Here is a 20,973-nt window from a genome sequence, read left to right as displayed (position 1 = left end):
CTGCCGGCGGCCGCGGTCACCTGGCCTTGCGGTCGAGGGCGGCGAGGATATCGAGCGTTGCCGGATCGCGATCGCCGGAAAAGTACCGGACGAGCGCCTCGTCGAAAACGGGTTCGTCGGACACCGCGTCGAACAGCGTCATCGACGAGCGGAATTTGGCGTCATCGGGCGCGCCGAGGATGGCGTTGATGGTCCGACCCTCGATGGCAAGCACGAGGCGGGTGCATTCGATCAGGCGCGGACCGAGGATGGGGTGGGCGAGATAGGCCTTGGCCTCGGCGCGGGAGGCGATGGCGTAGCGCTGCGACATGGCGCTGAAGCCGAGGCCGGCGACCTGCGGGAAGACGAACCACATCCAGTGGCTCTGCTTCCGGCCCCGGGTCAGCTCCCCCTGGATGTCGCGGTAGACCGGGTCCTGGGCCCGGACAAAGCGTTTGAGGTCGAAAGGATCGGTCATTGGATACCTTAGGATACCCTGGAATGGCTTGCCGGAGCCTTGCCAGACCCTTGCCGGCCGCGATTATGCCTAACTTTTGGCTCCCAATGTGGTAGCTGGTATAGAATCTCCGGGTGGGGTGGGTCCCCCCGGGGATCGATTTTGGGGAGCTGATGGTTTCCGACCGGGCACAAGCCGAGAGGCTATTGTCGCGCCGCCGTATTGGGCGAGCCGAGACGATATTGCTGTCTCTGGCCGCCGTCGCCCTGGCCCTGGGCGCTGCCGCCTGGGTCGCGGATATCGGCGGTTCGGGCTCGCTGGTCACCGCCGCGCTGCCGCCAGCCAATGCGCCTTCATTCGATGATCGTTTCGCTTCTGCTTCGAGCAGTCCGCCCGCCCGCGAGCTCGGCCTGCGGACGCTGGAGCGCTCCGCGGTGAGTGCAGTACAGCTCAAATTGCGCGACGCCAAGGCGATGCTCGCCCAGAAGCTCCAGGGTGACGACTGGCGCTCGACCCTGACCGACGACGACCGGCACATGTCCGAGGAGGCGAGACTTGCGCAGCGTGCCGACGCCATCCCGATGCCGCGCTCGCGCCCGCCGCAGGCGGACTTCTCGGCCCAGATTGCTTCCAGCCAGGCTTATGCCGAGACCAACCCGAGGGTCGACAACCGCAACTTCTTCGAAAAATTCACCGACAAGATCAAGCTGGCCTCGCTGACGCCTGACAGCGGCCTGTTCGGCAAGGCGCCGGATCTCGCCGCGCTCGGTTACGATTCGCGCACCGCGGTCTATGACATCTCGGCCAAGGCGCTTTACCTGCCGAGCGGCCTCGCGCTGGAAGCGCATTCCGGCATGGGCGCGCTGATGGACGACCCGGAGCACGTCGACCAGCGCATGGTTGGCGCGACCCCGCCCGCGACCTACGACCTGAAGCCGCGCGAAAAACTGTTTCACGGCGTCCGCGCGCTGCGCTTGACGCCCACCGAGGGGACCAGCGCGCTCGGCCGCGTCGGCCTGCTCACCCACAATTACATGCTCGGGCCTCGTGGCGACTCCAACGGCTGCGTTTCGATCAAGGACTATGATCGTTTCATGAAGGCCTACGACAATGGTGAGTTCAACCGTCTGGTCGTGGTGCCCAGGCTGACCCCGTCGGCGACCGCCTCGCAGCGGGCGAGCACCGAGTCCTGATATCTGCTCCTGATATTTGCCTGCCGCGGCGGGGCTGCCGTTTTCCCTTCCTTGAGCCGTCATCGTCCAGAAGCAGCCCATGAGTGATCCGCAAAGTGAGTGATCCGCAAAGTTCCGAGACCCCGCTGCGCACGACGTTCAAGATCAAGCTGAACGGCGACACGCTGGCGATTGCGACCGTCGGCCAGGCCTATCAATTCCTCACCAATTTCAAATCGGTCGAGTGGATGGAATTCCGCTCGCTGCATGAAGACGCGGTCGCAGCGCTCGAAGGCGCCGCCGAGAACGCCATGCTCGTCGTGCAGGCGACCAACGCCGTGCGCGCGCTGTTTGTGAGCGCAAAACTGCTCTGAGAGTGACACGGCGGATGTTTGGGGAGAGTCCCGGACTGCGCTGCGCTCCATCCGGGCTACCGCTCACGACTTGAACTCCGCTATAGGAACGGCAATAGCTCGCGAAGATCGACCTCAAGCCGATACATTGAAACATAGTTCAGGGAGAGACCCATCATGAAACGCCGTACATTCCTGAAGGGCGGCGCGGTCGCTGGTGCGACGACGCTGGTTGCCGCACCTGCGATTGCGCAAGGCGCGCCCGAGATCAAATGGCGTCTGACCTCGAGCTTCCCGAAGTCGCTGGACACCATCTACGGCACCGCGCAGACTTTTGCGAAATATGTTGCCGAGGCCACCGACAACAAATTCCAGATTCAGACCTTTGCGGCCGGCGAGCTCGTCCCCGGCCTGCAGGCGCTGGATGCGGTCAGCACAGCCTCTGTCGACATGGCGCAGACCCCGCTCTATTTCTACATCGGCAAGGAGCCGGCGCTGGCCTATGCGACGGGCGCGCCCTTCGGCATGAACCATCGCCATCAGGAATCCTGGTGGCATTTCGGCGGCGGCGCCGACCTCACCAACGAGGCGCTGAAGCCCTTCAAGGCGCACGCCATCCTCTGCGGCAATTCCGGCACCCAGATGGGCGGCTGGTTCCGCAAGGAGATCAAGGCCGTCGACGATCTCAAGGGCCTGAAATTCCGCATCGCCGGCATGGGCGGCCATGTGCTGGCGCGCCTCGGCGTGGTCCCGCAACAGATCGCGGGCGGCGACATCTATCCGGCGCTGGAGAAGGGCACGATCGACGCAGTCGAATTCGTCGGTCCCTATGACGACGAAAAGCTCGGCTTCCAGAAGGTCGCCAAATACTACTACTTCCCCGGCTGGTGGGAAGGCGGCGCCATGCTGCACATGATCGTCAACGACGAGAAGTGGGCGTCGCTGCCGAAGCAGTACCAGGCGATCGTCAACCAGGCCGCGTCGGCCGCGGGCGCCTGGATGCTCGAGAAATACGACAGCGTCAATCCGGCGGCGCTGAAGCGGCTGATCGCCAATGGCGCGGAGCTGAAGGCGTTTCCGCAGCCGGTGCTGGAGGCCTGCTATGCCGCGACCCAGGAGCATCTGAACGAGCTCGCCACCAAGAGCGACCTGTTCAAGCGCACCAAGGAAAGCCACGACGCCTATATGAAAGAGCTGCTGTTCTACACGCAGATCGCGGAGAATTTTTACGACAATTATCTGCTCGGCAAGATGCGCAACAAGACCTGATCGCAAGAGGGGCGCGGTGCTCACGCCGCGCCCGGCTTTCGTAGCCCGGATAGAGCGCAAGCGTAATCCGGGTCTCGCACGTCAACGGCACCGCCCCGGATTGCGCTGCGCTCCATCCGGGCTACGGATTCATCAGGCGCCTTGGGCCGCGCCCAAACCCAGCTTCTCGTAAATGCGCCGCGCATAGGCGCCGAACGCGTCCGTCGTCTTGAGCGGCAGATCGCGCGGGAAGGGCAGGTCGATCGGGAAATAATCGGCCATCTTCGCCGGACCTGACGTCAGCACGGCGCAATGCGAGGACAGGAACACGGCTTCCTGAATCGAGTGCGTGATGAAGATGATGGTCTTGCCGCTCTCGCGCCAGATCCGCAGCATCTCCAGATTCATCTGCTCGCGCGTCAAGGCGTCGAGCGCGCCGAACGGCTCGTCCATCAGGATCAGTTTCGGGTCGTGAATGAAGGCGCGCGCGATCGCGGTGCGCTGCTGCATGCCGCCGGACAGCTCTCGCGGATATTTCTGCTCGTAGCCGGCAAGTCCCACCAGATTGAGCAGATCGCGCGCCCGCTCGCGCGCGGCCTTGATCGGCAGGCCGACGATCTCCGCCGGCAGCAGCACGTTGTCCAGGATCGTCCGCCATTTCAGCAGCAGCGCCTGCTGGAACACCATGCCGATGTCGCGGGTCGGATCGAACGGGCTTTTGGCATTGCCAATCTTCACCGTGCCGCCGTCGGCGCCGTGCAGGCCGGCCAAAATCTTCATCACCGTGGTCTTGCCGCATCCGGACGGGCCGACCAGCGAGACAAGCTCACCCTCCTGCACGTCCAGGGTGACGTCGGACACCGCCAGGAATTCGGCGCCGCCGCTGCGATAGACCTTGCGGACGCCTTGCAGGCTGATGAAGGGGCTCGAGCTCATGCCAGCCATTTATCCAAGTTTGCGGCCACGAACGCGTCGTCGCTGAGGTCGGAATGCTCGCGGTAGACGCGCTCGATCTCGTCCTTCTGGCCGGGGCTCAGGCTCTCGTTCGGATCGAGGCACCACAGGCCCTGCATCAGGCCTTGCCGTCGCAGTATCTCGTGGCAGCCGGCGATGCAGCCGTGAAAATCGTTGGCGACGTCGAAGAAGGCGCTGTTGCAATCGGTGACGCGGGCATCGAGCGCGAGCAAATCGGCCGGGACGCTGTCCTTGTTCCGTGCCGCCTTGCAGCGCTCGAACTGTTTGATCGCGCTCGCGGTCCAGACCGACCAGTGGCCGAGCAGGCCGCCCTTGAAATAAGTGCGCGTGGTGATTCCGTTGTCGCGCAGGTCGAACGGCAGCATCAAATCGAGCAGGATGTGGTCGTCATTGCCGGTGTAGAGCGCGACGCGGTCGAGCGCGCCGGCTGCCGCGACGCCGCGCAGAACATCGAGGGTCCGGTAGCGGTTGAACGGCGCGATCTTGATCGCGATGACATTGTCGATCGAAGCAAAGCGCTGCCAGAACCGGCTAGACAGGAGCACGCCGCCCACTGCCGGCTGAAGGTAGAAGCCGACCAGCGGAATTTCGGCTGCGACCGCTGCGCAATGCGCGATGATGTCGTCTTCCGACGCGCCCTTCATCGCGGCGAGGCTGAGGAGCCCTGCGTGATAGCCGATGTCGCGCGCGGTGCGGGCTTCAGTGGTGGCCTGCCTGGTCGGACCGGCGAGGCCCGCGACCAGCGCCAGCGGACGCTTGGTCCAGTTCGCCGCCGTCTCGGCAGCGAGCTCCAGCACGGGACGATAGAGGCCGACATCGCGGATCGCGAACTGCGTGGTGTGCACGCCGACCGCAAGGCCGCCGGAGCCGGCGTCGATGTAATAGCGCGTCAGCGCGCGCTGATGCTTCTTGTCGAGCTGGCGTTCGGCGGTCAGCGCGAGGGGATGCGCCGGCAGCACGGTGCCGTCGGCGATCAGCTTACGGATTTCGCTGTTGATCTGGCTGTGGTGCATGATGTCCTATCCGAATTCAGGGCCGGCGACGGCGAATGGCATGTCCTCACCCGCGGCACTGGCGGGGCCGAACCGCATACGCTGGAACGGCCGTTCGATGCTCCAGCCCGATGCGGTCAATCCGTCAGGGAACGCGGTGTGCGACGCGACGGCGTCGAGCAGCAGCGGCCCGGTCTCCGATCGCGCGATGGCATCGACTAGGGTCAGCGCGGCTGCGGCGTCGTCGGCAAAGAGCGGGCCGATATGGCGCGCGGTGCGTCCGTCGCGCACCAGCGCGATGGCGCCGTTCGCGGAAACGATGCGTGAGCCGGGACGCTGAGCGAAGTTGGAGAGCAGGGCGGTTCGATCGAGGCCCGTAGCGCGCCGGTCACGCGCGCAGAGCGCGTCGAGCGTCGCGGATGAAGGTGCCTGCCCGGATGCGGACGCGGATTTCACCAGCTTGAGACGGCGCAATTGCAGGGTCGGCGTGAACCCGAGCGGCCCATAGACGGCAGCACCGTCGGGCGTCGCGTCGAGCCAGCTTGTCAGGCCGTTCCTGCGGGCGGTTTCCAGGCAGGCATCGACGAGGCGCGTTGCAAGGCCGCGGCGGCGATGGGTGCCTGACACCAGCACCATGCTGATCCAGGCGTTTTTGCTGGAGTAGGGCAGGAGGGCCGCGGTTGCCACCAGCCGTCTGCCGTCGCGGATGCCGAACACGATTCCGTCGTGCAGGAAGATGCGCCAGTCCTCCTCGGTCTGGTTCCAGCGTGCTTCCGCCGACAGCACGAGCCCGGCGATCGCATCGTCGACGCCGAGCTTGATGATGGCCGGATCGTCAGTAGCGTCCATCGCGCACCTCGTATTTGGTGGGCTTGCCGAGGCTCGGCATGGCGCGGGACACCCAATCCGCGGTCCATGCGATCAGCTGATCGGTGTCGACGACCGGCAGGCCGAACAGCTCGACTGCCTTGGACGTGTCCGTCAGCCACGCCGTCGGCTGTTCGGTTCCTGTCAGCACCGGCGCGCGGCCGAACCTCGCCCCGAATCTTGCCGCGAGGTCGCGCACCGCCAAGATCTCGTGGCCGCTGACATTGATCGACGAGGTCGGCGCCGTGCAATGCGCGAGGCAGCGCAGCGCCTGGGACGAGGCATCGCCCTGCCAGATGAAATTGACGTGACCGATGCTGACGTCGATCGGCGTGCCCGTGAGCACTTTCGATGCGATGTCGTGGAGCACGCCATAGCGCATGTCGATCGCGTAGTTGAGGCGGAACAGCCGCCCGGGCGTCCCGAACTTGCGCGAAAAATACTCGAACATGCGCTCGCGGCCGACGCAGGACTGGGCGTATTCGCCGGGCGGGTTCGGCGCCATGTCCTCGCTCGAGCCTTTGCCGTCGACCGGGACGAAGGGATAGATGCAGCCGGTCGAGAACGCCACGATCCGCGATGACGGGAAGGCCTGCGCGACCAGCGCCGGCACGTGCGCATTCATCGCCCAGGTCAGCGACAGATCGCCCTCCGCGCCGAATTTGCGGCCGGCCATGAAGACGATGTTCGGCGCCTTCGGCAGCGCCTGAATCGCGGTCTCGTCCATCAGGTCGCAACTGATGGTCTCGACGCCACGCGCATGCAGCCAGTCCTTGACGCCGGCGTCGCTGAAGCGGGCGACGCCGATGACGCGGCGATCGGGCGCTGCGGCTTTGGCAAGCCCCGCCAGCGTCGGCCCCATCTTGCCGGCGACGCCGAGGATTGTGATGTCGCCCTCGACCCTGGCGAGGTCGTCGATCAATGCCTGCGTCGGCCGGCACAGGAGATCGTCGAGCGCGGCGATATCGGGGATGGTCTTCGGTAGTGTCTGGCGGGTCAGGAGCATGGTCGTGGTCCTTGGTCTTGGCTTTGCCGTTCAAGTCGGTGTTGCGTCACCGACCACGAACATGCGTTCGAGGACGAGCACGAAGCCGTAAAGCGCGACCCCGAGCAGCGTCAGCAGCACGACAGCCATCACCATCGCGGGCGTGTCGAGCGACGATTGCACCTGGATCATGAGGTAGCCGAGCCCGCGCTCGGAGGCGATGAACTCGCCGACAATGGCGCCGGCGACCGCGAGGATGGCGCCGACCTTCATGCCGGAGAAGATGTAAGGCAGCGATCCCGGCAGCTGGATCTTGCGGAACAGCGTCCAGCGCGAGCCGCGCAGCGATTTGACGAGGTCGAGCAGATCCGGCTCCACCTCGCGCAAGCCACGCGCGGTGGTGAGCAGGATCGGGAAGAAGCAGATGCTGAAGGCGATCAGGATGTTCGGCACGATGCCGTAGGAGAACCAGACGATGAGGAGCGGACCGAGCGCGACCTTTGGGATCATATTCAGCGTCACGAACAGCGGCAGCAGTACGAGGCTGATCAGCGGCGCCCAGCTGAAGATGACGGCCAGCGCCACACCGACGAATGCGCCGAGCGCAAAGCCGCCGAGGATCTCGATCGCCGTCACCAGCGTATTGGCGCCCCAGGCGTAACTCGCGGTTCCCAGCGTCTGGATTGTCGCGAGCGGCGAGGGCAGGATGAACTTTGGCACGTGGAAGGCATCGACCAGGACCTGCCAGAGCACGAGCACGGCGAGGTGCACGATCAGGATGACCGCAAAGCTGCGCGTATTGCGGGCGCCGTCTCCTGTCACCGGTTGCTCCCTGTTGCCGCCGGCCACCTTGCCGCCTGGTCTCTAGCCTAACCGTCCCGGAGGGAAGTTTCAACCAGTTGGTTGATTACGGCCGGAGCGAATGCAGTACGAGATCGGCGACGTGCCGGCGGCGGGCGCGCCGCGCCGCCCGGCTCGACAGGTCCTTGCCGAAGATCGCCGACAGCGTCGGTGTGTTGGAGAGATAGAAATAGCTGAGGCCCGCGATGGAGATATAGAGCTGGATTGGGTCGATCCCCTTGCGGAACATGCCGGCGCGGACGCCCTCGTGAAGGATGTGGGACACGCTCTTCACCAGCGGCGAATGCATCGCCTCCAGCCGCGTCGAACCGCGGACGTGGCGGGCACCGCCGCGGTTCTCGTCGTTCAGAAGCACGATGAAATCGGGGTTCGTCGCCAGGTAATCGAACGAGGCTTCGATCAGCTTCCGGATCGCCTTTTCAGGCGGCAGGCCTTCGAGATTGAGCTGGCGCTCCTGCTCGCGAATATCGGCGTAAACCCATTCGAGCACGGCAAGATAGAGCGCGTCCTTGTCGCCGAAATAATGGTAGACGAGCTGCTTGTTGACGCCGGCGCGCTCCGCGATCTCGTCGACGCGGGCACCGGCAAAGCCGTGCCGGGCGAACTCCTCGCGCGCCGCGGTGAGCAGCTTCTTGCGGGTGGCGACCGGGTCGCGCCGCTGCGGCACGGTGTCGCCTGAACGTTTTGCGGGCATTTCCAACCAAACAGTTGACAAGTTGAGGGCGGCCTTGTTGCATTGGTATCCTCACAGGGGGAGAGCGACAAGCCGGTCGCGGGCACGAGGAGAGATGCGATGAAGCGTTTGCAGGCGGCGGGCTCGGCTCTGGCTGTGGCCCTGATGCTCGGTTCACCAGTCGTGCCCGCGACCGCGGGCGAGGCGGTCAATCTGATCCTGAACTGGGCACCGACGGCCGATCACTCGCCGTACTATTACGCCAAGGCGCAAGGCTGGTACGAGAAGGCGGGCATCGATCTGACCATCGAGGTCGGCAAGGGCTCCGGCGTCTCCGCCGCCAAGGTCGGCTCCGGCGGCTCGCCGTTCGGCGTCGCCGATCTCGCCACCATGCTGGTGGCGAAGAGCAAGGGCGCTGACGCTGTTGCCGTCATGAGCGTCTACGCCAACACCGGCCAGACCTTCTACTGGCTGAAGAGCTACGGCGTGAACGGGGTCAAGGATTTTGCCGGCCACAAGATCGGTAATCCGCCCGGGGACGCCTCGCGCGTGATGTGGCCGGCTTTCGCCAAGGCCGCAGGGCTTGCCCCGGACTCCGTCGGCTTCGTCAATGTCGGGCCGACGGCGAAGATCGCCGCGCTGAAGAGCCATACCGTCGACATCATCAGCGACTTCTACAACGAGCACGATTTGAAGGTGATCGAGTTCGGGAGCGATCTCGGCTACGTCAATTGGAAGGACATCGGGCTCAACCCTTACGGCAATTCGCTGATCGTCAACGGCGGCTATCTGCAGAAGAACCCGAAGCTGGTCGAGGAGTTCGTGCGGGTCACGCAAAAGGCGTTCGCGACTTGCGTCGCCGACGCCGCGCCCTGCCTGAAGGCGTTGCTCGATCAGGTCTCCGGTCTCGACAAGGAGAATCAGGAGCGCCAGTGGGAGCGCATCAAGTTCCTGATGACGGACGAATTCACGACGACGAAGGCGCTCGGTTGGATCGACGGTGAGCGCATGAAGAAGGACTACGAGCTGGTCCAGACCTATCTCGGCATGGAGAAGCCGTTCGACGTCACGACGGCGTTCACGACCAGGATGCTCGATCCCGCCATCAAGATGGATGCGAGCAAGGTCAAGAAGTAGGGGGCTTCCTTATCGTCGTCCTGGCGAAAGCCCAGGACCCATCACCCCAGGGCGCGGTTTGGCGAAGACTCGTGGTTCGGTGCTCCCACCGTCCGCATCGATGGATCCCGCGGTATGGGTCCTGGCTTTCGCCAGGACGACACCGGAGATCGGGGGTGGCTGCCCGTCGCCGAGAGCCACCGCCGGCCAGCCCGCCTCCACGTAACCCCACGGAGAAATTAACCGGCCATTAACCATATCGGCGGCATCGTTAACCATTCAATAACAGGGAACGAGTCGGCCGCTATGGAGGCTGCAGTAAAACCTCAACGCCAAATGGTGCGCTTGCGTGGGCGCTCCTATGTGGCCTTCGTGTTCGTGCCGACGGTTCCGATCCAGGACTGGCTGCAGGAGATCGACACCACCATCGCGCGCTCGCCGGGCTTCTTCGCGGGCCGGCCCGTGGTGATCGACCTGTCCTCGGTCGATCTCAGCCAGTCCGGCATCGGCCATCTGCTCACCAGCCTTCAGGACCGCAACATCCGCGTGCTCGGGATCGAGGGCGTGGAGGAGGGCCGGCTGACGCCCATGATGCCGCCGCTGCTTTCGGGCGGGCGGAGCTGCGTGGTCGAACCGAGTGCGCCCAAGAAGGTTGAGGCAAAGGTCGAGACCAAGCCGACCTCGCTGCTGCTCGAAAGCCCCGTGCGCTCCGGCCAGACCGTGATCTTCCCCGAAGGCGACGTCACCATTCTGGGGTCTGTCGGCTCCGGCGCCGAGGTCGTTGCCGGCGGCTCCATTCACATCTACGGCGCGCTGCGCGGCCGTGCCATGGCGGGCGTGAACGGTCACACGAGCGCACGCATCTATTGTCAGAAGATCGAGGCCGAACTGCTTGCAATCGATGGTTTTTACCAGACCGCCGACGATATCGACGCGGCCCTGCGCGGCAAGCCGGCCCAAGCCTGGCTGCAGGGCAACACCATGCGAATTACTGCGCTGAACTGACCAGAAGGAGATTTTTGAGATGGCCAAGGTACTGGTCGTGACGTCAGGCAAGGGGGGCGTCGGCAAGACGACGACGACCGCCGCACTGGGGGCTGCGCTCGCGCAACGCGGCGAAAAGGTCGTGGTCGTCGATTTCGACGTCGGCTTGCGCAACCTCGACCTCGTGATGGGCGCCGAACGCCGCGTCGTGTTCGACCTCATCAACGTGGTGCAGGGTGTCGCAAAGCTGCCGCAGGCGCTGATCAAGGACAAGCGGCTGGAGAACCTCTGGCTGCTGCCGGCCTCGCAAACCCGCGACAAGGACGCGCTGACCGAAGAGGGAGTGGGCAAGGTCATCGACGATCTGCGCAGCCGTTTCGACTGGGTGATCTGCGACAGCCCGGCCGGCATCGAGCGCGGCGCCTCCATGGCGATGCGCTTTGCCGACGAAGCCGTGATCGTCACCAATCCCGAAGTCTCCTCGGTGCGCGATTCCGATCGCATCATCGGCATGCTCGATTCCAAGACGGTGCGGGCCGAGAAGGGCGAGCGGGTCGAGAAGCACATTCTCATCACCCGCTATGATCCCTCGCGCGCCGCGCGCGGCGAGATGCTGACCATCGAGGACATTCTCGAAATTCTTGCAACACCCTTGCTCGGCATCATCCCGGAGAGCCAGGACGTGCTGCGCGCCTCCAATGTCGGTACGCCCGTGACGCTCTCGAACGCGGAAGGCGCCCCGGCGCGGGCCTATATCGACGCGGCGCGGCGGCTGTGCGGCGACACCGTGCCGATGCAGGTGCCGACCGAGCGCAAGGGATTCATGGACCGCCTGCTGCGACGGAGGGCCGCATGAGCATGGGTCTGCTTCGGCTTCTCCGCGGCAACAAGGCCTCTGCACCCGTCGCGCGCGAACGGTTGCAGATCCTGCTTGCCCATGAACGCGGACTGCGCGGCCAGCCCGATCTGCTCGGTGTGCTGCGTGAGGAAATTCTCGCGGTCGTCTCCAGGCACGTCACGCTGGACCCGACCAAGGTCATCGTCCGGCTCGATCGCGGCGACGAGGTCTCGACCCTCGAGGTCGATATCGAGGTGCCCAACGATTTCGAGCGCAGGCGCGCGGCGGCCGGATAGGGATTTCGGCCGCGACGCTTCAAATTGGGGTGGGTGAAAAGGCGGTCCGCTGGGCATAGCGGGCCGCCTTTTGCGCGCGGACGGGAACGCTGCGGAACGAGGTCCGGGGCTCAATCGTTGTGAACAACCCGCGGCGGCGCGATGCACCGCGGTTTCGTCAAACGGGAGAACGCCCATGATGACCGAGGTCCAGGTCCACACCGTCGCGCGCCAGATGCTGGAACAGCATGGTTTTGCGGCGATCGCGAAGGCCGCCGAACAGGCCAGGGCTTGCGAGGGCCGCGGCGAGGCCGATGAGGCTAAGGAGTGGCGTCACATCGCCGACGCGATGAAGATCATCCGCGGTCCGCACCAGAGCTGACACCCTCGCGCGTCAAGGTTCCCCGCGTTCAATGCTCCCCGCGATCCGCGCCCTGCGGTGATGTGCGATGCTGCGTCTGCGGCTGCGAGCGCTCGCCGGTCTCCTTGCAGGGGAGCGGCTCCCACGAGCCGTCCGGCGCCTGCTGATAGGCGCTACACGATGACGACGAGGTCGATTTGTCCTCGCCCTTCTGGGTATCGGAATTCTTCGCCAGCACGGGCGCAGTCGGCGTCATGGCGACGGCAAACGCCACGGCAAGAAGGACATGGTTGATCCGCATGGGGCTCCCCTGTTCGAATTCGAAGAGAGCCGCATGCTGGCGAGGATTGTGACGATTATTGGCCGAAGCGAAAGTTCCGGCGCGGCGTGCTTAACGCCGCGCGATCACGCTAGCCGCCCTTGCTGCGGATCAGGCCGGCGAGGTTGGTCTTCTGGGCCTCGCACCAGCTGGGCATGCCGAGGCGGCGTTGGTTGAGGTCGGTCGCCTGGGTGGCCACCGCGACCTCGGCCATCAGATCGTCGTCCTGCTTCTCGCCCAATTTGCCGCCGGTGTGCATCCAGGCGATCGCCTTGCGGACCTTCTCGGTGGTGCCTTCGGGCAGCTGCATCTGCTCCGCCTTCTGCACCAGATCCTGGTAGACGACATCGGTGCCGGGACATTCGACCTTGGCGGCGAACGCTTGCAAAACCAACGTGACATAGGTCGAACGTGGATGGTCGGCCGCTTGGGCCGGCGCCGCCAGCAGCAACAGGGCCGTCATCAGAAAACCAGTGCGCATCCTTGGTACCTCCCCGAATTTTCGGGAAGGCTAACGGCTGGCGCGCCGCTCCGCAATGGGGATAGCGTGCGGCCGCGAAGACGGCCGGCGAGCTAGCGCCGCCAGGCCGGCACCGGATCAAGCGGCGTGCGATAGACCTCTTTGTGATCGCGGTCGGTGACGCGCACAGCGCAACCCTTGCTTTGCAGCTCGGGCTTCACCTGCGACAGCTCGGTGGCCAGTTGAACGGCGCGATCGGAGGCGACCTCGATGTCTTCGAGGATGATACCGCCCTGGTTCTTGAACTCTTCACCAACCACGAGATCGAAGGAATAGTAAGGCATCCGAATTCCCCGGTATGACGAATTGAGCTTCGGGTCGACGTTTCAACACATGACCGATGGTACCACTGAGTCGATGTTTATCGAATGAACGGCGCGCGCAATCTCTGTGCTTATGGCGCAGAAATGATGTGCAAGATTCAAGCGTGTTAAGATTTTATTAAATATGTCGACGTGATCATGAGGCATGAAATTGCAGCAGAACCGGGCTCCGGGAACCGGCAGCTGCAAGAGAAGGCCGCCGGCATAGATCCCGACGGCCTTTTCTCTTGATGCAAAAACGATCGAAGCATCGCTTCCCGTAGTCATCCGGAGTCAACGCATCACATCGACTCGGACAGCGTTCTTGGCGCGACGCTTTCGTGTCGTGGCGCGGCGATGGTTCAGCGCAGCGGCATTGGCGGGCGCACGACAGGTCCGTCGTCGTCGGCAACGGCTTGCGTCGTCACGGCGGCCGGCGGCGGAACCGCGGCAGCCTGCGAGGGCGGCGGCGGTGCGAGCGGCGCGGGGGAATAAGCCGGCATGTAGGTGTGCGACACGACCGGCTTCGGTTTGCGAACCGGCGGCGCCGCGGGCCGCGGCGGCAGCGCGGACATTTGCGCGCGCGGATCGACGCGCGGCTTCGCATCGGCCACCGGCTTCGGCGCCGGCGGCTTCGCCATCTCGCGTGCCATCTGCTCCTGCCCGGCCTTCAACTCGGCGATGTTGGCCTTGAGCTGCTCGATCTGTTGCGCCATCGCGGTGAGATCGCGCGTCATCGACTGCACCGATTGTACAGGATCGGGTTGTGTTGCCGTGGGCACTGCTGCTGCAACCTGGGTTGCAGGCGGAGCCGCAGATTGATCGACCGCTTGATCCGTGGCGGCTTGACCCGTTGCGGCCTGGTCCGCAGGCGGCGCAGCCTGTGCGGCGGCGAGCGGTGCCGTCTCCGAGGTCGAAGGCAGTAGCGACGCCAATGCCGGCGTCCATTCGGCGAGCATCTGTCTTGCGGTGTCGCCATGTTTCTCCCAGGCGACAGTGGCGGCCGCGCTTCCGCCCGCAAACAGCATCGTGACGAACGCGCCGCGCAGCCATTTGCCGGCCGAGGAGCGCTTCTGCCGGCTGAGGCCATCACCGGGCGCGACGCGCACGGCGGTGTCGACCGAGGGCGCTGCCGCCTGCGGCTCCGCGATGGGACTGAACTTCGGCTCCGGGTTCATCCTGGACTTCAGCGCGAACGCCGGATCTATTTTGGGGTCCGGACGGGCCGTGATCTCAGGCGCAAGCGCGGGCGCGACGCTGAGACGGCGCGAGGCCAGCACAATGTCAGGCGAAATCTGCACCGCGTCGTGCGGGTCGTTGTTCGTGACCGTGTCCTTCACGATCTCATCGACGATTTGCCGAGAGTTCAGCGTCGCGAGCATCGCAGCTCCTTTGAAGCCCGGGTGTTTTGAAGCCCGGGTGTTGAGTAGTTGAAGTGTTGGCCGTCCGCATTCGCGCGAGCAGATCCGTGAGGTGAGCCCATCCAATTCCCGAGGCCCAAGCACATGACGCACGAGTCCAGCCGGGTTTGACCAAAGCAAGGCGAGGGGATGGAGACTGTGCGACGCTCTTGCGCCGTTTGTGGTGATGGAACCCGCCTCAGAAAACACGCGCAATTGTTCCGCCATGCCTTGTTTTCAGCACGATTTTGGCAGCATCTGGGGTCGCTGGGGGTGCTGCTATCGCTATCGGGGCCGGCGGTGCCAAGATCCTTATTCGTTCTATTCGTCCTTGCCATGCTTCCGTTGGGCGGCTGCATGCAGACGACGCTTTCGCCATCGACGGACGCAAGCATGACGCCGCGCGACCGGCAGTTACTCGCTCATACGCCGTACGCGCAGGCGAACGTGCCCGAGCAATATCTTCGTCATATCGTCGATTACCCGCGCAAGGAGCAGCCGGGCACGATCCTGGTCGATACCGATGCGCGCTACCTCTACTTCGTGCTGCCCGAAGGCAAGGCGATCCGCTACGGTGTCGCGGTCGGCGAGGAAGCCATGGCGTTCTCCGGGGTCGCGCGGGTCGGTCGCCTTGCGGAATGGCCGGACTGGGTTCCGACGGCGGACATCCAGGCGCGGCTCGGACCCTATCCGGCGCGTGTGCCCGGTGGTCCCGCGAATCCGCTGGGTGCTCGCGGCATCTATCTCTATGCCGGCAACAAGGACACGCTCTACCGCATCCACGGCACCAACCAGCCGGAATATATCGGGCAGGCGATCTCGTCGGGATGCATCCGGATGCGCAACGAGGACGTGATCGATCTCTATGACCGGGTGAAGCTCAATTCAACGGTCGTGGTGCTGCCGCCCGGACAGAACGCGCAAGTCGAGGCGCGACCCAGCTGGCGCGGGTGAGGTCGCCCTAGTTCTCGGGACGGGCGATGCGCCATTGCAGCGTCGTGGCATTGCCGTTGGCCTCGCCCGGCGCCTTGTCGGCCGGCGAGGTGTAGAGCGGACGATAGCGATATGCCCACATCTTGCTGCCGTCGTTGCGGTTGATCACGGTGAAGTCGCCGATCGCCTTGGCATCGGCCGTTGCGGAGAGCGGAATCCAGCTCTCGACGCATTTGCCGTTGCAGTTCGACGTCTTGCCGGTGGTATCGCGCTCGTAATAGTAGAGCGTCATGCCGTTGAGGTCGACGAGCGTGGGGCCTTGCTTGGTCAGGATGACCTTCGCCGGTGAGGTCGCGGGCTTCGGCGGAGGAGGGGCATCGCCGCCGCCATGGCCGTTCGCGAGTGCCGGAGCGGTCGAGAGCGCGATGGCCGCCGCCGCAATGAGGAACCTGAACATCCGAAACTCCAGACCGGCAAAGTTAATCGCGCGTTAAACGCTGAATGCGGCCGACCGTAACAGGCGAAGGTTAGTTCCTGGTTTCGCGACACTGCGACAATTACCGGTAGAATTACGGGGGTTATGCCTGCGCCTCGCGCAGCGGGGCGCGGCTGAGCTCGTTGCCGGCGGCGATGGCCTTGTGCAGAAGGCGCATCAGCTCCTCACTTTCTTTCGCGCTGAGGCCGCGCAGCATGATGCGTTGCGCGGATTCCACGGCCGGCGTGATCTTGCGCAACGTGCGGCGGCCTTCGTCGGTGATCTCGAGCTCGCGGGCACGCCGGTCGCGGCGCGAGGCGCGGCGCTCCGCGAGCCCCTTTTGCACGAGGCGGTCGATCACGCCGGTGATGGTGGTGCGGTCGTAGGCAATCAATCCTGCGAGGGTCACCTGGTCGAGCCCAGGATTAGCCTTGATGGTCGCGAGCGCGGCGTATTGCACCGGCGTAAGGTCGAACCCGGCATCCCCGACTTCGGCCAGAAACACCGCGACCGCAATCTGCTGGAATCGGCGCGCCAGATGTCCGGGCATGTCGTTGTTGTCTCTCACCGAATTTCTCCGTTGGGGCAGGTCCGCCGGGTCGTTGACAAGTATACTGATAGTCAGCATACTGAGCAATATCCAAACAGAGCGTATCCGGGAGAGGTGCTCATGCAATTCCATCTCAATGGATTTCAGCCGGGCGACCCTGAGATCGCCGATCCCGCCGCGCGCATTCAGGGTTCGGGCGCAACGGGGGGCGTGCCTGACGAGGTCGATGTCCTCATCGTCGGCTGTGGCCCTGCGGGCCTGACGCTCGCGGCCCAGCTTGCCCAGTTTGCCGACATCAAGACCTGCATCGTCGAGCAGAAGCCGGGCCGCCTGCTGGTCGGGCAGGCCGACGGCATCGCATGCCGCACCATGGAGATGTTCCACGCCTTCGGATTCAGTGAGCGCGTCCTGAAGGAAGCCTGCTGGGTGAACGAGACGACATTCTGGAAGCCGGACGAGCGGGCGCCGGAACATATCGTCCGCAGCGGCCGGGTGCAGGACGTCGAGGACGGTTTGTCGGAATTCCCGCACGTCATTCTCAACCAGGCGCGCATCCATGACGGCTTTCTCGACGTCATGCGCAAGGCGCCGGCGAGGCTCGAGCCCCATTACAGCCGGCGCCTGCTCGACCTTCGGGTCGATCCGGCCGCGGGTCCCTCCGACCATGCCGTGACGGCGCGGCTCGAACGGGTCGATGCCGAGAACGAGGGCAAGGTCGAGACGATCAAGGCGCGCTACGTCGTCGGCTGCGACGGCGCTCGCAGCATGGTGCGCAGATCGATCGGCCGCGAGTTGCTTGGCGATTCCGCCAATCATGCCTGGGGCGTGATGGACGTGCTGGCGGTGACCGATTTTCCGGACATCCGCTTCAAGGCCCTGATCCAGTCGGCGAAGGACGGCAGCCTGCTCATCATTCCGCGCGAGGGCGGCTACATGGTCCGCCTCTATGTCGAGCTCGCCAAGCTCGACATCGGCGAGCGCGTCGCCAATCGCAACATCACCGCGGATGACGTGATCGCGAAAGCGCAGCGGATCCTGAAGCCGCATACGCTCGATGTGAAGGAGATCGCGTGGTGGTCGGTCTACGAGATCGGCCAGCGCCTGACCGACAAGTTCGACGACGTGCCGGAGACCGATATCGCCACGCGTCTGCCGCGGATCTTCATCGCCGGCGATGCCTGCCACACCCACAGCCCGAAGGCGGGGCAGGGCATGAACGTCTCGATGCAGGACGCCTTCAATCTCGGCTGGAAGCTCGCTGCCGTTTTGCGCAAGCAGTCTGCGCCGAGCCTGCTGCATTCCTATTCGGAGGAGCGCCAGGCGGTTGCGAAAGAGCTGATCGATTTCGATCGCGAATGGGCGGGGATTCTTGCGTCCGCGGCCAAGACCGGCGGCGCCGACGCCGCCAGGATGCAGGACTATTTCGTGAAGCACGGCCGCTACACCGCGGGCACGGCGACGCATTACCGCCCGTCGGTTCTGACCGGAGCGACCTCCCATCAGCATCTCGCGCAAGGTTTCGTCATCGGGACGCGCTTTCATTCCGCACCGGTGATCCGGCTTGCGGATGCCAAGCCGGTGCATCTCGGGCACGCCGCGCCGGCGGATGGCCGCTTCCGCATCTACGCTTTCTCCGGCGCTGATGATCCGGCAGCCGCCGGCTCGGCCATTCGCGCCTTGTGCAATTTCCTCTCCGAGGCGCGGGAGTCGCCGGTCCGGCGTTACACGCCCGCGGCCGCCGACATCGACAGCGTGATCGACCTGCGGGCGGTGTTCCAGCAGGATCATCGCGAGCTCGCGGTCGAGGCGATGCCCGCGCTGCTGCTTCCGCGCAAGGGCCGGTACGGCCTGATCGACTACGAGAAGATGTTCTGTCCGGACCTCAAGAATGGTCAGGACGTTTTCACCATGCGCGGCATCGACCGTAGGGCGGGCTGCATGGTCGTAGTGCGGCCGGATCAGTATGTCGCGACCGTGCTGCCGCTCGATGATTTTGCTGCGCTTGCTGCGTACTTCGACGCCTTCATGCTGCAAGTGAACTGACGAGTGAGGTCGCCGGCGCACCCGCAGGCTCTCTCTCCGTGCGGTGTCGATGAACGGCGAATGAATATTGAACCGCGCGCGGTATACGTCTCGATCTTTTGACGAATGAGATCTTCGCACGCGGAACGCCCGCTGTGCCTGCGCGTTCCGACTCGAAAGAGGAGGACTACGCCATGAAATTCCGAAGCGTGTTGTTAGCCGCATTGCTGCTCGCCCCGACGGCCGCGTTGGCCGCACCGGGCATGGTCACCGTCTCGACCGGCCTGCGCGCCGGGCCGGGTCCGGGCTTCCCGCTGGTCGATCGCATCCCCGAGGGCGCCCGCGTCGACATCCATGGTTGCCTGCGCGGCAATGCCTGGTGCGACGTGAGCTTCTCGGATGACCGCGGCTGGGTGTCGTCGCAATATCTCGAATATCTCTACCGCAATCACTACGTCTATCTCCCCGACTATGTTGACGAGATCGACGTGCCGATCGTCCCCTTCGTGCTGACCTCGTACTGGTCGAGCTATTATCAGGGGCGGCCCTGGTATCGGCGGCATGCCCACTGGAATAGCTACTGGACTTCGCACCAGCGCGACGCGATGCGGATGACGATCGATCCGCGCGCGGCTCGCATCGGCCGCGCGGCAACGCGCGATGCGGCGGTCGCACTCGGGCGCAACGGTGCGAATGCCAAGGTAAATGCGAAGGAAAGTGTTAAGGGCGCGGCCGCGGTCTCCGGCCGTGATACCATGACTTCACGACACGACGCCGCGATCGCCAGGCACGAGACTGCGGTGACGACGGACCGGAGCCGTGCGGGACGAGCTGACCGCATCGCGCATGAGCGGACCAATCTTCAGGGCCGCAATCCGCGCGATGCACAGGCCCGCATCATGCACGAGCAGGCCGCACACCGCGCGGGTGTGCCTGCGCAACCGATGGCGCGCGCACACGAAGCGCCGCGTGTATCAGCCGCGCCCGCAAGCCGGCCCGCGATGCCGCATATGGCCCAGCCCAATGTGAGCCGCGGCTCGCCGATGAATGCTCATGCCCAGATGCCGGCGCCGCGCGCGGCTGCGCCTGCGATGCCTCATGGCGCTGGTGGCGGCGCACCTCACATCAACGCCGCGCCGCACGGCGGCGGTGCGCCGGCCGGCGGTCCCGGTGGCGGCCACCAAAAGCACTAAATTTACCAACGAAAGCCCGGCCCTCGCGCCGGGCTTTCTGCTCGGGGCGGACCGGGTTCCGTGCGCGTACAATTTAAGAAGCTTCTTCGCGGACAGATTTCATCGATCGTAATATGTCTACTCAAAGCTGTAAGCATTCCACTCGGGGCAGCGGGGCACGGGAGGATGACGACGATGAGACAGAACCAGGCGGAGACGCGCCGCCATAATGTCGCGAAGCGGTCGATGACCAAGGAAGCCAAGCAGCTGTCCGGGCTGATTGCCGGATTGCGCCAATCTCTCGAGGTGATTCACAAGGAGCGATCGAGCACCAAACTCTCCGGCGCCGAGATGGGCCTTCTCGACGAACGCCGCAACAATCTGTTGCTGACCATCGCAGCCCTCGACGACCGCCTCTCGGCGGTGCAGGGGCTGATCGATCTTGGCCGCCCCCACATCATTCGCGTCCACTGATCGGAGCGCAGACCTGTGCTATCGGCTTCGTCGCGGCGGCGACGGAACCGGGCTCAGCTGCCGGCTCTGCGCGGCATAGGGATTGGCGTAGCACTGGGCGGACTGCCCGGACGCGGTCGCGGCGCACTGCGCCATTGTCGCAAAGCTACAATCGATGCTGCGGCCGTCGATCGTGTAGATCTCGATGCAGACGGGATGACGCGGATCGTAGGTCTGCGCAGCTGTCGGCGCTGCGCGGGGCAGGCCCGCACCAAACAAGCCCGCGAGAAGCAGAATCGCATTCATGATGCGGCGCACGATCGATCTCCCTCGCTCAGCCGGAACAAAGCACAATGCTGCCGCGGATGGCACCAAATTGCCACGCTCCCGGCGAATTGCCGCCAAAGCCCGCTGCCACGACGAGAGCGGGTGCAGGGCAACGCAAGGGGATGCGCATTGGCCTACAAGATGGTCGCAGAACGCGACAACGAGAAGTGCAGTTTTGCCCGCGAGAGCCGTTTGCTCATCGTCGCGAAGGCGAAGGTTTGGGCGAGCGAGGGGTGGAAGGTCGTCATCACCGACCAGGACGGCAAGGCCTACGCGCCGCCCGAATTCGATCAGCTATTGGCGGCCTGACCGCAAGACGGGCAGGGACGACATTGATTTCGCACATTCGATCGGGGCGCGGCGT

General features: G+C 64.7%; 27 protein-coding genes. 13 read left to right on the top strand and 14 right to left on the bottom strand.

Annotated features, from left to right (window positions below; all coding sequences use genetic code 11):
• Nucleotides 1-16: 16 nt before the first annotated feature.
• Nucleotides 17-457, bottom strand: coding sequence for a DUF1810 domain-containing protein (locus tag AC0L3C_RS02625; RefSeq protein WP_473407055.1), 441 nt, complete (start codon nucleotides 455-457; stop codon nucleotides 17-19).
• Nucleotides 458-678: 221 nt separating this feature from the next.
• Here AC0L3C_RS02625 and AC0L3C_RS02620 point away from each other — a divergent pair, with 221 nt between their 5' ends.
• The 3 genes from AC0L3C_RS02620 to AC0L3C_RS02610 all read left to right on the top strand — a co-directional run bounded on the left by AC0L3C_RS02620 (nucleotide 679) and on the right by AC0L3C_RS02610 (nucleotide 3,230).
• The gene (locus AC0L3C_RS02620; RefSeq protein WP_473257036.1) at nucleotides 679-1,629 is read left to right on the top strand and encodes a DUF2778 domain-containing protein; all 951 of its coding nucleotides are present in this window, start codon (nucleotides 679-681) and stop codon (nucleotides 1,627-1,629) included.
• Nucleotides 1,630-1,724: 95 nt separating this feature from the next.
• Nucleotides 1,725-1,982, top strand: a complete 258-nt coding sequence (locus tag AC0L3C_RS02615; RefSeq protein WP_007609546.1) for a hypothetical protein — start codon at nucleotides 1,725-1,727, stop codon at nucleotides 1,980-1,982.
• Between the two features lie 156 nt (nucleotides 1,983-2,138).
• Nucleotides 2,139-3,230 carry a TRAP transporter substrate-binding protein gene (locus tag AC0L3C_RS02610; protein ID WP_473407054.1) on the top strand — a complete coding sequence of 364 codons (1,092 nt, stop codon included), beginning with the start codon at nucleotides 2,139-2,141 and terminating at the stop codon, nucleotides 3,228-3,230.
• A gap of 132 nt (nucleotides 3,231-3,362) precedes the next feature.
• Here the strand turns inward: AC0L3C_RS02610 and AC0L3C_RS02605 are convergent, their stop codons facing one another.
• From AC0L3C_RS02605 to AC0L3C_RS02580, 6 genes are all read right to left on the bottom strand, one after another.
• Entirely contained in the window at nucleotides 3,363-4,154 is a 792-nt protein-coding gene (locus AC0L3C_RS02605) for an ABC transporter ATP-binding protein (RefSeq protein WP_473407053.1), read from the bottom strand.
• On the bottom strand, nucleotides 4,142-5,197 hold the full coding sequence (locus tag AC0L3C_RS02600; protein ID WP_473407052.1) for a dihydrodipicolinate synthase family protein: 1,056 nt from the start codon (nucleotides 5,195-5,197) through the stop codon (nucleotides 4,142-4,144). Before AC0L3C_RS02600 ends, AC0L3C_RS02605 begins: the two co-directional genes overlap by 13 nt.
• 6 nt (nucleotides 5,198-5,203) lie before the next feature.
• Nucleotides 5,204-6,025 carry a GNAT family N-acetyltransferase gene (locus tag AC0L3C_RS02595; protein ID WP_473407051.1) on the bottom strand — a complete coding sequence of 274 codons (822 nt, stop codon included), beginning with the start codon at nucleotides 6,023-6,025 and terminating at the stop codon, nucleotides 5,204-5,206.
• Nucleotides 6,012-7,049, bottom strand: coding sequence for an NAD-dependent epimerase/dehydratase family protein (locus AC0L3C_RS02590; RefSeq protein WP_473407050.1), 1,038 nt, complete (start codon nucleotides 7,047-7,049; stop codon nucleotides 6,012-6,014). Before AC0L3C_RS02590 ends, AC0L3C_RS02595 begins: the two co-directional genes overlap by 14 nt.
• 30 nt (nucleotides 7,050-7,079) lie before the next feature.
• On the bottom strand, nucleotides 7,080-7,850 hold the full coding sequence (locus AC0L3C_RS02585; RefSeq protein ID WP_473257030.1) for an ABC transporter permease: 771 nt from the start codon (nucleotides 7,848-7,850) through the stop codon (nucleotides 7,080-7,082).
• A gap of 85 nt (nucleotides 7,851-7,935) precedes the next feature.
• A complete protein-coding gene (locus AC0L3C_RS02580) occupies nucleotides 7,936-8,583 on the bottom strand; it encodes a TetR/AcrR family transcriptional regulator (protein WP_007591743.1) in 648 nt (215 codons plus the stop codon).
• Nucleotides 8,584-8,682: 99 nt separating this feature from the next.
• On the opposite strand from AC0L3C_RS02580, the gene AC0L3C_RS02575 reads away from it, so the two are divergent.
• The 5 genes from AC0L3C_RS02575 to AC0L3C_RS02555 all read left to right on the top strand — a co-directional run bounded on the left by AC0L3C_RS02575 (nucleotide 8,683) and on the right by AC0L3C_RS02555 (nucleotide 12,157).
• A complete protein-coding gene (locus AC0L3C_RS02575) occupies nucleotides 8,683-9,699 on the top strand; it encodes an ABC transporter substrate-binding protein (RefSeq protein ID WP_473257029.1) in 1,017 nt (338 codons plus the stop codon).
• A gap of 285 nt (nucleotides 9,700-9,984) precedes the next feature.
• Nucleotides 9,985-10,683: a septum site-determining protein MinC gene (gene minC, locus AC0L3C_RS02570; RefSeq protein ID WP_027569772.1), complete on the top strand. Its 699-nt coding sequence runs from the start codon at nucleotides 9,985-9,987 to the stop codon at nucleotides 10,681-10,683.
• 19 nt (nucleotides 10,684-10,702) lie between these two features.
• Nucleotides 10,703-11,518, top strand: coding sequence for a septum site-determining protein MinD (minD, locus tag AC0L3C_RS02565; protein WP_007591740.1), 816 nt, complete (start codon nucleotides 10,703-10,705; stop codon nucleotides 11,516-11,518).
• Entirely contained in the window at nucleotides 11,515-11,796 is a 282-nt protein-coding gene (gene minE, locus AC0L3C_RS02560; RefSeq protein ID WP_007609560.1) for a cell division topological specificity factor MinE, read from the top strand. The genes minD and minE overlap by 4 nt, the downstream gene beginning before the upstream one ends.
• A 175-nt stretch (nucleotides 11,797-11,971) precedes the next feature.
• Nucleotides 11,972-12,157: a hypothetical protein gene (locus tag AC0L3C_RS02555; protein WP_018454544.1), complete on the top strand. Its 186-nt coding sequence runs from the start codon at nucleotides 11,972-11,974 to the stop codon at nucleotides 12,155-12,157.
• A 28-nt stretch (nucleotides 12,158-12,185) separates the two neighbouring features.
• On the opposite strand, the gene AC0L3C_RS02550 is transcribed toward AC0L3C_RS02555, so the two are convergent.
• The 4 genes from AC0L3C_RS02550 to AC0L3C_RS02535 form a co-directional block, all read right to left on the bottom strand.
• Nucleotides 12,186-12,437: a hypothetical protein gene (locus AC0L3C_RS02550; protein WP_473277989.1), complete on the bottom strand. Its 252-nt coding sequence runs from the start codon at nucleotides 12,435-12,437 to the stop codon at nucleotides 12,186-12,188.
• A gap of 109 nt (nucleotides 12,438-12,546) precedes the next feature.
• Nucleotides 12,547-12,936, bottom strand: coding sequence for a hypothetical protein (locus tag AC0L3C_RS02545; RefSeq protein ID WP_027517634.1), 390 nt, complete (start codon nucleotides 12,934-12,936; stop codon nucleotides 12,547-12,549).
• Between the two features lie 92 nt (nucleotides 12,937-13,028).
• Nucleotides 13,029-13,259, bottom strand: coding sequence for a DUF6894 family protein (locus AC0L3C_RS02540; RefSeq protein ID WP_007591727.1), 231 nt, complete (start codon nucleotides 13,257-13,259; stop codon nucleotides 13,029-13,031).
• A 380-nt stretch (nucleotides 13,260-13,639) separates the two neighbouring features.
• Nucleotides 13,640-14,659 carry a hypothetical protein gene (locus AC0L3C_RS02535; RefSeq protein ID WP_473407049.1) on the bottom strand — a complete coding sequence of 340 codons (1,020 nt, stop codon included), beginning with the start codon at nucleotides 14,657-14,659 and terminating at the stop codon, nucleotides 13,640-13,642.
• A gap of 375 nt (nucleotides 14,660-15,034) precedes the next feature.
• Here AC0L3C_RS02535 and AC0L3C_RS02530 point away from each other — a divergent pair, with 375 nt between their 5' ends.
• On the top strand, nucleotides 15,035-15,631 hold the full coding sequence (locus AC0L3C_RS02530; RefSeq protein WP_473407048.1) for a L,D-transpeptidase: 597 nt from the start codon (nucleotides 15,035-15,037) through the stop codon (nucleotides 15,629-15,631).
• Nucleotides 15,632-15,638: 7 nt separating this feature from the next.
• Here AC0L3C_RS02530 and AC0L3C_RS02525 read toward each other — a convergent pair whose 3' ends face one another.
• Nucleotides 15,639-16,067 carry a COG4315 family predicted lipoprotein gene (locus AC0L3C_RS02525; RefSeq protein WP_473257025.1) on the bottom strand — a complete coding sequence of 143 codons (429 nt, stop codon included), beginning with the start codon at nucleotides 16,065-16,067 and terminating at the stop codon, nucleotides 15,639-15,641.
• 121 nt (nucleotides 16,068-16,188) lie between these two features.
• Nucleotides 16,189-16,653: a MarR family winged helix-turn-helix transcriptional regulator gene (locus AC0L3C_RS02520; RefSeq protein ID WP_473277992.1), complete on the bottom strand. Its 465-nt coding sequence runs from the start codon at nucleotides 16,651-16,653 to the stop codon at nucleotides 16,189-16,191.
• Nucleotides 16,654-16,755: 102 nt separating this feature from the next.
• Between AC0L3C_RS02520 and AC0L3C_RS02515 the strand changes: the two genes are divergently transcribed.
• The 3 genes from AC0L3C_RS02515 to AC0L3C_RS02505 all read left to right on the top strand — a co-directional run bounded on the left by AC0L3C_RS02515 (nucleotide 16,756) and on the right by AC0L3C_RS02505 (nucleotide 20,303).
• Nucleotides 16,756-18,678, top strand: coding sequence for an FAD-binding monooxygenase (locus tag AC0L3C_RS02515; RefSeq protein ID WP_473277993.1), 1,923 nt, complete (start codon nucleotides 16,756-16,758; stop codon nucleotides 18,676-18,678).
• Between the two features lie 173 nt (nucleotides 18,679-18,851).
• On the top strand, nucleotides 18,852-19,850 hold the full coding sequence (locus AC0L3C_RS02510; protein ID WP_473277994.1) for an SH3 domain-containing protein: 999 nt from the start codon (nucleotides 18,852-18,854) through the stop codon (nucleotides 19,848-19,850).
• A 174-nt stretch (nucleotides 19,851-20,024) separates the two neighbouring features.
• Nucleotides 20,025-20,303: a hypothetical protein gene (locus tag AC0L3C_RS02505; protein ID WP_027517641.1), complete on the top strand. Its 279-nt coding sequence runs from the start codon at nucleotides 20,025-20,027 to the stop codon at nucleotides 20,301-20,303.
• An 18-nt stretch (nucleotides 20,304-20,321) separates the two neighbouring features.
• Here AC0L3C_RS02505 and AC0L3C_RS02500 read toward each other — a convergent pair whose 3' ends face one another.
• Complete coding sequence (locus tag AC0L3C_RS02500) at nucleotides 20,322-20,600, bottom strand: DUF3551 domain-containing protein (protein WP_473257021.1); 279 nt, start codon at nucleotides 20,598-20,600, stop codon at nucleotides 20,322-20,324.
• A gap of 111 nt (nucleotides 20,601-20,711) precedes the next feature.
• Between AC0L3C_RS02500 and AC0L3C_RS02495 the strand changes: the two genes are divergently transcribed.
• Nucleotides 20,712-20,918, top strand: a complete 207-nt coding sequence (locus AC0L3C_RS02495) for a hypothetical protein (protein ID WP_473277995.1) — start codon at nucleotides 20,712-20,714, stop codon at nucleotides 20,916-20,918.
• Nucleotides 20,919-20,973: the final 55 nt, after the last annotated feature.

The sequence above is a fragment of the Bradyrhizobium sp. WSM4872 genome (assembly GCF_055811715.1).
The sequence above is the reverse complement of the archived record's forward strand: the minus strand, read 5'-3'. Positions and strand labels throughout refer to the sequence as shown.